The following is an 8391-nucleotide window of genomic DNA, read 5'->3' as shown; positions in this document are numbered from 1 at the left end:
GCACTGCCAACTGAATAACACATCCCCGTCAATACGGTTCTCGCTGCACGCTTACTTCTCGCATACGCTTTCCGCCTGACTTCTAAAGTCATCTACCGCCCATTGAGCAAACTGGTAGCAGACAGGTTCTATCCCACCGGGTACTCTTACCCCATACACGAACTGCACCGGCCCTGCTCCACCAGGAACTGGCCGCGCTACAAGTTGCGACCTGCGGTATTGTGTTGATAAACTGTTCATGCGTTAGTAATCTCCACTGATAACGACACGCCACGACGCCAGGAGCTGCAACTCGCTGGCGTCACTTCTTTTTGCGTGCAAATAACGTGATAATTGCGGCAATCTCTTCTTCGCGAGCTGCCAGGTGGCGGCGGTGATGCACCATGATTTCTTCAGCCTCATGCCTTTCAATAACGCCATCCTCAAGTGCCTGTTCGATAATCTGATCAACCTGCCCTCTGGCGGCAGAGGTACGCATTGCCCGGCTAAACAAGTCCACGCGATCCAGCTCTTCCAGGTGCGGCACATCCACCAACAGAGCACCACGACGGCGGGCGAAGTAGTCTGCCAGTAGTGACGTGTTGGAAATGTCTTCCATCGCTTCCAGCTCCGATACTTCAAAAAATCGACAGCCGTTTTTCTCGTAGAGGTTGTTGTTGAACTGCGTCACGGTCATTCCCAGTGCGCCAGCCATTGCTTCGCGCCCACCTGGATATGCTTTGCACATAGATTTCACGACTTCTTTGAGGTTCATACCTACTCCTTTCAAACTCGGGTGGTAGTTACAAATTTGATGCAGTGACATTAAGCTTTCGCATTGCTGTACCTCTTAAATAGGCCCAGTCAATGTCAGGACGAAGCTCTTCGCAGGTGACAGCACCACCAGTGGCTTTCTCAATCTCAGGGCATCGTTCCGCAGGTATTTGCCTAATGCCCGTTGTCCATTGATTCACTGTTGGTGATGAGATGCCTAGATTCCTTGACAAAGCGGCTTGTCCCCCAACAATGCGGCAGGCTTCACTGATTGCTTCAAGGCTACTTCTCATAAACGGATTCCTATGATTTCCACACAAGCAGATATTAGGCTAAGCCTAATAAACAATCAATAGGAATTGCCTAAGCTAAAGGTTATGAGGATTATTAGGCAATGCTTAGTGGTAAAGAATTGGGCCGAGCGATCGAGCAGGCCATAGACAAGAAGCTTTCAATAGGTTCTGCCAAGAGTAAGGCGGAAATCGCACGTCATTTCAAAATAAAACCCCCATCAATCCATGACTGGATCAATAAAGGCTCCATATCGAAAGAGAAGCTACCAGAGCTTTGGAACTACTTTTCTGATGTTGTGGGCCCCGAGCACTGGGGGCTAAAAGGATACCCGCTAACTGATACATGTGAGCCCGCAACAGATCCCATAGTTAAAAATGGTTCTATTGACGAACTCTATAATAAGGCTTCGAGAGAGAAAAAGGCTATCATTGATTTTGTCCTCTTAGAGCAAGGACAGCGCATACCTGGCTGGGTAGATAGCGACGCTAAAGCATATTTAGACTCACTAGAGATGAAGATAAGGAGATGGGCAGAGCAGGAGGAAGATGGAAAAAAACAAACGAAAGCCAGAGCTTAAGCTTATATGGTCTAACGGACAATATCTCTAAGCTCCATACATGTTAAAAGCTCTGAGATTGATTCACTTGCATAACTCAATCCCTGTGGGGGATTGGCTTGTATGAAGCCCATCCGGGGATTGTGACTTGCTTTGATTTAACAGCAGGTTTTCACTTTGCATGGAGGATGCATGGAAAACTTCAAAGTACGTCTTAAAAATCACATTGAACATGTTAAAAATGTTAGAGAACACTGCACAACGGAAGAGACAACCAAGCAGGCTTTGATACTTCCTTTCTTGGACATCCTAGGCTTTAACGCATATGATCCGCAAAAAGTCAAAGCTGAATATGGTGCGGACTTCCCTGGTGTGAAAGTTGGTGAGCGTGTAGATTATGCTCTATTCTGCCAAGGTGTTCCCGTTATGTTTATTGAGGCCAAAGGTTGTAAAGAAAAAATGGACAACCATTGCCCTCAATTATCTAGGTATTTTAATTCTACTCCTGAGGTGACAATATCAGCAATTACTAATGGCATTGAATGGCGTTTTTTTACGGATCTCAATGAGAAAAACATAATGGATTCAACGCCATTTTTACGAATCATGATGGATGACATTAAAGATTCTGATGCTGAGCAATTATTTAGATTCCGGCATGACAAATTCAAACCAGAGGCCTTAAGAACACTTGCAGAAGAGAGTGTATATATTTCTGCATTTGTTAAAGTTGTGAGTACAAGCCTTCGGGAAGTAGATCATGAATTTGTTAGATATGTTGCAGGACGAGCAAACATTGGTCGTCAATTAAATCAAAGATTTATAGAAACAATAACTCCATTGGTGAGGCAGGCCGTAGAGAGGTCAGTAAGTGAAATGGTTGTTTCTGGTCTTTCATCAAGAACATCTATTCCTGAATTAGAATCCCCTGCTGATGTAACTGAAAATAATGTAATTGATGAGCGCGCAGATATTGTCGATGCAGAGAATCCCAACATCGTAACAACCTATAATGAAAGAATTTTATTTGAAAAAATCTGTTCTATTATAGGTCCTGCATACGAACTTCAAGCCAAAGACACAGAGTCATATTACTCTATTCTTTTCCAAGGAAAAACAAACCGCTGGCTGGTTCGCTATTATGACAAGAAGAACCGCTCAAACATACAGTTACCAATTGATATCAATGAAATAACAGGTAATGAAATTAAAAGAGCCGGACTTGAACATGATAACAATCGTATTTTCATTGAACATCCCGAGGATGTATTAAGGATTTCAGGTTTAATCCTTGATTCTTTACAATATGTACAGAATGATGAGAATTTCAGAAAGCGTCGTCCATAATCATAAAAACACTAGCTTTATTTCACACAAATCCCGCTTATGCGGGATTTTTTTTGACTGCCGACAAACATTAGGCTAAGCCTATTGACATATCATTAGGCAAAACCTAATATCAAGTGAGTCTGATGGACTATGTCATCTTGGCGGCGCCATGTGCAAGCTAAGTGTTTCAGGCATGACGTGCGCCCCACCAGCACGGCGAAAAGGTGTGACGCCCGGGAAGAGTCCGGGACGCAACAGATGAGAGCATTGGCGGTGAACGGGCAAACACACAAGCCGTAAGCCGATCCGAACGCAATAGCTAATCGTATCAGTGCTCTCCTCGTTGTGACGTGTACAAGCGTACCGCAGCGCCGGTCGACGCAAAGACCCGGAAATCGACTGAGCAACAGCAACTGGTTGCCAATACCAAAACAGAGCGGCGGGAAGTAAGCAGATTAGCGATCTGGTGTCACAACATTCATTCCCGATAAGCCCCTTCTACTGAGGAGGTTTATCGGGACTGGAAGAGTTACCACTTGGAGACGGTCCTTTTAAATGTCCTGGACAGTGGCGCTTTGGTAGCGATAACAACCACTCCAGTTGATCCTGGGAGTTATCAGGTCAGTGAGCTGCCAGCACTCTCGACGGCAGTGACAGCCGGAAGTAGACGGCACAGCCCAGACGATATCTGAGTGGCTTTAAAAACAGATGGGAGCCGGTGGAAGCCCGGCACACAACAGGAAAAAGCACTGTGTTAGTCAAGTGAGTTTCCAGTGCTTCAGTGCTCTTTCCGTTGTGTGGAGATAACTAACTAATCCTTTGCAGAGGAAACAGAAATGAAATTATCAAAGTTACGTAACGCCATTGTCTATCGGGCTACTTTGCCCAGCATTGAAGCGGTTGAAGGGCACCTGCAGGAATTGCCCTACTCTGAACTTACAGAAACGGAGTTCGCGCGGGCTTCCTTCGTCCCTAATCCGATTACTGGCGAGCTGGTTACGCCAATTACTGGCGGTTATGCAATCGTGATTCGCCGCGATGAGAAAATAATCCCCCAGCACGTCGTGATGAAAGAAGCAAATGAGCGTATCCAGCGCATTGAAAATGCATGTGGTCAGAAACTAAAGCGCGCTGACCGTAACAACATTATCCAGGATGCTAAGGTTGAGCTCTGCAAACAGGCATTCATCAAGTCGTCTCTGATCCTGGTCCTGTATAACACTGAAGAAAATCTGCTGATCATTAATTCCGCCAATAAAAATATTGCCAATTTAGTCGGGGCGATGCTGGTTAAAGTGATCGGCTCAGTCAAAACAGTCACGATCAACATCAGTGATATCAAAAACGGCCTGACAACGCGTCTTAAAAACCATCTGGACGGCGAAGAATCAGCCTTTGCCGGGTTTGAGGTCGGTGATTATGTCCAGCTATCCCGCCTGGCAGAACAGAAAGAAGTTATTCGCTACTCTGCGGAACACACTTCCGTTACCAGTGAAATTCTGGAGAGCCTGAACACAGGTTTTATCGTTGATAACATGGAATTAAGAGGCTGCGGCATCTCTTTTCTGCTTACAGATAAATTCCATTTCCGGCGGATCGATACCAAGGATAATGATTATTCTGATGATGACGACAAAGCCTACCGCTGGCGTCACCAGGCAGGTACGGACATGTTCCAGTTCTGTAAAGTAATTAACCAGCTTTGTGATCTGCTCGCCTACAAAGAGCACGAAGAACAAAAACCAGCAGCCTGATTAGAACAGCAGCAATTACCCCATTCTCATGGGTTGGGTTGCTGCACCCTAAAGCGCGTTGCAGCGCGTCAGTTGGAGAAATACAAAATGGGAAAAACAGTACAGCAGTTAATTAAAAATGCCTTTGAGGCAGCTAAAACAATGCCTCCTGCAAATTCAGAACTTATTAAAGAGCTGGCAACAATGCTCGATGTTTCGAATATTACCCTTCGGCAGGCATGTAAAGAACGTGACGCTATGAAGGAAGAAGTTATTTCCTGGGCGAAAGAATGCGATCGAATTGTTGAGCGTCACACAAAAACCCGCAGCAATATGCACGTCCTGGAAGCAATGCGCGATCTGAAGAGTATCTCAACGACATCCACCAGCAATGCGGAGGCTGTCTGATGGCTAAAGACTCAAAGGTTGTATACGGCGCCAGCGGCAAAACGAACGTTTTAACGTTCGAACCTGAAAGCCTGCACCTGGTTACCGACAAAACACACCCGCTTTACGATGAACGGGTCCACCTTCCTATCGACGAAGGGATGGTTCTGAACATCAAGGAGCTGGGTGTACTGGAACCTATCATCGTCTGGAAAGACCCTGAACTTGGGCTCACCTGCGTAGTTGTAGGCCGTCAGCGCGTAAAACATACCTTGGAGGCAAATAAGCTTCTTTTGAAAGAGGGCAAAGACCCACTGCTTGTTCCTGGGGTTGTTAAGCGCGGGTCAGCAAATCAGATGGCTAAATACATGGTCAGCGAAAACGAAATTCGCCGACCTGATACACCGCTTGGCCGGGCTAAAAAAATGTCAGACGCACTCGACCGCGGGCTCGATGAGGACGACATTGCAGTGTTGTTTGGCTGCAGCGTTCAGACCGTTCGAGCAACGCTCGCCCTCCTCGAGGCTACCCAGGCCGTCCGGGAAGCTGTAGAGGCAGGAACAATTAACGTTACCCAGGCGCGTCAGTTGGCATCGCTGAAACCCGAAGAGCAACGGGAGAAGGTCAAGCAGATCGAGACAGCGACCGCCGGCATCACGGGCCATGAAAAAGCCCGGCGGCAGCGCCAGGTTCTTGGTGAAGCAAAGCCGCGTATCAAATCACGCAAGGAAATTGCAAAAGCCCTCGAAGATGCCAGCGGCGAGTATGCCGAGGCTCTGCGCTGGGTGCTTGGGGAGGCGCAATGAATTTTGAACCTGAGAATTACAGCAAATACACCCTGCGTCGGCTCGCCGCCCTGTTAGATGTGATCTGCTGGGTGCTGATTGCCGTAGTAACCGTTGGTATCTGCATGTTTATTGAATGGTGGACAGCATGAGCAACGTAACCAAACCAACCAGCAAGGGGAAATTTGATGGGGCAGTTGATTACCTCTGCTCCGATGAGGCTCGTTTTCTGGTTATGCGGGGCGACTATAGCGAAGCAGATATTATCCAAGCGTCTGTATCCCAAGATGTGATTGATGCTGAAGGCGCAGAGGATTTTGCTTCCAGCGCTCGCTATTACCAGTGCTGGTACAAAGTCAGTCCAATTGGTGGGCAGGAAGGATATTCAGGCTGGCATCATCCACGTGATACGCCTTGTCGAGGTGCGTATTTCGCATCTGTTCTGCAGTGGGATTAAGGAGAGTGCAGCATGACTGATATCACCGAACTGGCGCAGAGCCTGAAAGCGGCAGCAGAGAAGGCCACTCAGGGGAACTGGAGAGCATTCAAATACCACGACGGGCGCTGTGGTATTGGCGGAGGCCATCACGATGAGATCATGGTTTGTGAACACATAAGTAAAAGGCGTCCACATGACGCTGAATTCATCGCCCTGGCTAACCCTGCCAACATCCTCGCGCTGGTAGAGGCGCTGGAGAAGGCGCAGGGGATGGAAGCCTACTGGAAAACTCAATGCCGTGGGATAACAGACCACTGCGAGGAATTGCAGGCGCGCATCGCAGAGCTGGAGTCCCGCACCGTCACCGCTGCCGCCGCTGACGTACTGGCAGAGCGCCAGAGGCAGGTTACGGCAGAGGGGTGGACTGCTGAGCGCGATGATGGCTATCAAAATAGTGAGCTCGCTGATGCTGCGGCTTGTTACGCAATTCATGCACACAACCAAGGTTTTTCTACTCCCGCTCATTGGCCGTGGTCTCAAGACTGGTGGAAACAAACAAGCCCGCGGCGCGACCTGGTTAAGGCAGGAGCGTTAATTCTGGCCGAAATTGAGCGCCTTGACCGCGCCGCTGGCATCAAGGTGGAGGCTGAGTAGATGGCTGTTGCAAGAATGCTTTGCGTTAGCTCGACCAAACCTGACTGGTTTACTCCAGGTGCCATATACGACTCAGAACCACGCGGTGCCGATATTTGCATTTGTGGTGACAACCTCGTTTCAGACCTCAACAAAGAGGACTGGTACGAAATGAGCCAGCGCGCAGATGGGCTGTGGTTCTTAATCGGTTTTCAGCAGTCAATTCTGTTTAGGGAGGCTGAATAGATGGCGCTAACCAAAGAACAGCGCGCAGAGCTGCGCATGAAATTTGGCGGACGCTGCGCTTACTGCGGCTGTGAGCTTAGCGACAAATGGCACGCTGACCATGTCGAAGTGGTGCGAAGAAATATCAGTAACGGCTACGCAATGGACAGGCCAGAAAACGATACGGTCAGCAACATGGTACCGGCATGCATCCCCTGCAACCTTTTCAAAATGTGCAGCACCGTTGAAGACTTTCGCAGCCGCATCGCGACTCAGGTTGATGTGACTCGCCTGGCATCGAGAAGCTACCGCACAGCGGAATCATTCGGTCTGGTTCAACCAACTAACGCGCCGGTAGTGTTCTGGTTCGAAAAGTATCAGGCAGAAGGAGCCAACCAATGACCAAATCAACCATAACCAGAGAACGCCTGGCAAAAATTAAATCATGGCGTGAAACCTACGGCGCCGGAAGCAACGTAATGCTGCCAGCTGAAGAAGCTGAGGAGCTGGCCCGCATAGCACTGGACGCAATGGACAGAGACCAGGTACGCAACGAGCACGCCGAGTGGTCACAGGCAACTTTCGGCAATGTCGGCCCGGTTGGCCCGCTGAAGCACCTCAGCAAAGAAGCGCTGGAGGCCGCAGCGGCACCAGACGACCTTTCAGAGTGGGCGGATATGCAGTTCCTGTTGTGGGACGCTCAGCACCGTTCCGGTATTGCAGATGAGCAGATTACCCAAGCGATGATCGAAAAGCTGGCGGTGAACAAACAGCGCTCATGGCCGGAGCCGAAAGACGGTGAACCGCGGTTGCACATCAACGAGCAGCCAGCGCTTACTGGCAACTTTCCCATAATCGGCATTGACCTGGCATCCGGTCCGGATCGCACTGTCGAGGTTAGTTACGTTGCACCTCCCGGTTACGTTATGGTGCCAATGAGGTTAACGGCTGAGAACGGCGCAAAGGGGGCGCTATCAGGTGAGTTTTCAGAAACCAAGTTCGTAAACTGCTCGGAATGCTTTGGTGATGATGAGTGCGAAACCTGCGACGGCAGCGGGAGAATTGAAATCACGGTACCTGTCTCCTGGACAACCATCAAAGAAATCTGGGCTAAAGGTGTTGAGCATTTCGCAGCCGCCCTGCAGGAGGTGAAGTGAAAGCGAACAAGCTGAAGCGTCGCCGCTGGCGGCGCATGCGGGATGCTTTGACCGCATATAAGACTGAAGCAAATGACTGGAAATCGTTGTACCTCGAACG

At 48.9% G+C, this 8391-nt stretch carries 12 protein-coding genes; 10 read left to right on the top strand and 2 right to left on the bottom strand.

The annotated features are described in order from the left end of the window. Nucleotides 1-301: 301 nt before the first annotated feature. Nucleotides 302-754, bottom strand: coding sequence for a YmfL family putative regulatory protein (locus ABLU50_RS14085; protein WP_004184739.1), 453 nt, complete (start codon nt 752-754; stop codon nt 302-304). A gap of 28 nt (nt 755-782) precedes the next feature. Then, entirely contained in the window at nt 783-1046 is a 264-nt protein-coding gene (locus ABLU50_RS14080) for a helix-turn-helix domain-containing protein (RefSeq protein WP_004197463.1), read from the bottom strand. Nucleotides 1047-1147: 101 nt separating this feature from the next. Here ABLU50_RS14080 and ABLU50_RS14075 point away from each other — a divergent pair, with 101 nt between their 5' ends. From ABLU50_RS14075 to ABLU50_RS14030, 10 genes are all read left to right on the top strand, one after another. Further along, complete coding sequence (locus ABLU50_RS14075) at nt 1148-1624, top strand: hypothetical protein (protein ID WP_004184740.1); 477 nt, start codon at nt 1148-1150, stop codon at nt 1622-1624. A 171-nt stretch (nt 1625-1795) separates the two neighbouring features. After that, nucleotides 1796-2950 (top strand): type I restriction endonuclease, encoded by a 1155-nt coding sequence (locus ABLU50_RS14070; RefSeq protein WP_004184742.1) that lies wholly within the window; start codon nt 1796-1798, stop codon nt 2948-2950. 818 nt (nt 2951-3768) lie between these two features. Continuing rightward, a complete protein-coding gene (gene rdgC, locus ABLU50_RS14065) occupies nt 3769-4686 on the top strand; it encodes a recombination-associated protein RdgC (protein ID WP_087832142.1) in 918 nt (305 codons plus the stop codon). 87 nt (nt 4687-4773) lie between these two features. Continuing rightward, nucleotides 4774-5073 carry a hypothetical protein gene (locus ABLU50_RS14060; RefSeq protein WP_040186300.1) on the top strand — a complete coding sequence of 100 codons (300 nt, stop codon included), beginning with the start codon at nt 4774-4776 and terminating at the stop codon, nt 5071-5073. Beyond that, nucleotides 5073-5858 (top strand): ParB/RepB/Spo0J family partition protein, encoded by a 786-nt coding sequence (locus tag ABLU50_RS14055; protein ID WP_087832141.1) that lies wholly within the window; start codon nt 5073-5075, stop codon nt 5856-5858. Before ABLU50_RS14060 ends, ABLU50_RS14055 begins: the two co-directional genes overlap by 1 nt. Next, nucleotides 5855-5989, top strand: a complete 135-nt coding sequence (locus ABLU50_RS14050) for a hypothetical protein (protein ID WP_254899625.1) — start codon at nt 5855-5857, stop codon at nt 5987-5989. Before ABLU50_RS14055 ends, ABLU50_RS14050 begins: the two co-directional genes overlap by 4 nt. After that, the gene (locus ABLU50_RS14045) at nt 5986-6294 is read left to right on the top strand and encodes a hypothetical protein (RefSeq protein WP_025714330.1); all 309 of its coding nucleotides are present in this window, start codon (nt 5986-5988) and stop codon (nt 6292-6294) included. The genes ABLU50_RS14050 and ABLU50_RS14045 overlap by 4 nt, the downstream gene beginning before the upstream one ends. Nucleotides 6295-6306: 12 nt before the next feature. Then, complete coding sequence (locus tag ABLU50_RS14040) at nt 6307-6930, top strand: ead/Ea22-like family protein (RefSeq protein ID WP_087832140.1); 624 nt, start codon at nt 6307-6309, stop codon at nt 6928-6930. A 225-nt stretch (nt 6931-7155) separates the two neighbouring features. After that, nucleotides 7156-7536, top strand: a complete 381-nt coding sequence (locus ABLU50_RS14035) for an HNH endonuclease (protein ID WP_087832138.1) — start codon at nt 7156-7158, stop codon at nt 7534-7536. Continuing rightward, a complete protein-coding gene (locus ABLU50_RS14030; protein ID WP_087832137.1) occupies nt 7533-8291 on the top strand; it encodes a DUF550 domain-containing protein in 759 nt (252 codons plus the stop codon). Before ABLU50_RS14035 ends, ABLU50_RS14030 begins: the two co-directional genes overlap by 4 nt. Nucleotides 8292-8391 lie beyond the last annotated feature (100 nt).

The organism is Klebsiella sp. GG_Kp173 (assembly GCF_040062415.1).
GTDB lineage: Bacteria > Pseudomonadota > Gammaproteobacteria > Enterobacterales > Enterobacteriaceae > Klebsiella > Klebsiella quasipneumoniae.
This window is presented reverse-complemented; position numbering and strand designations above follow the sequence as displayed.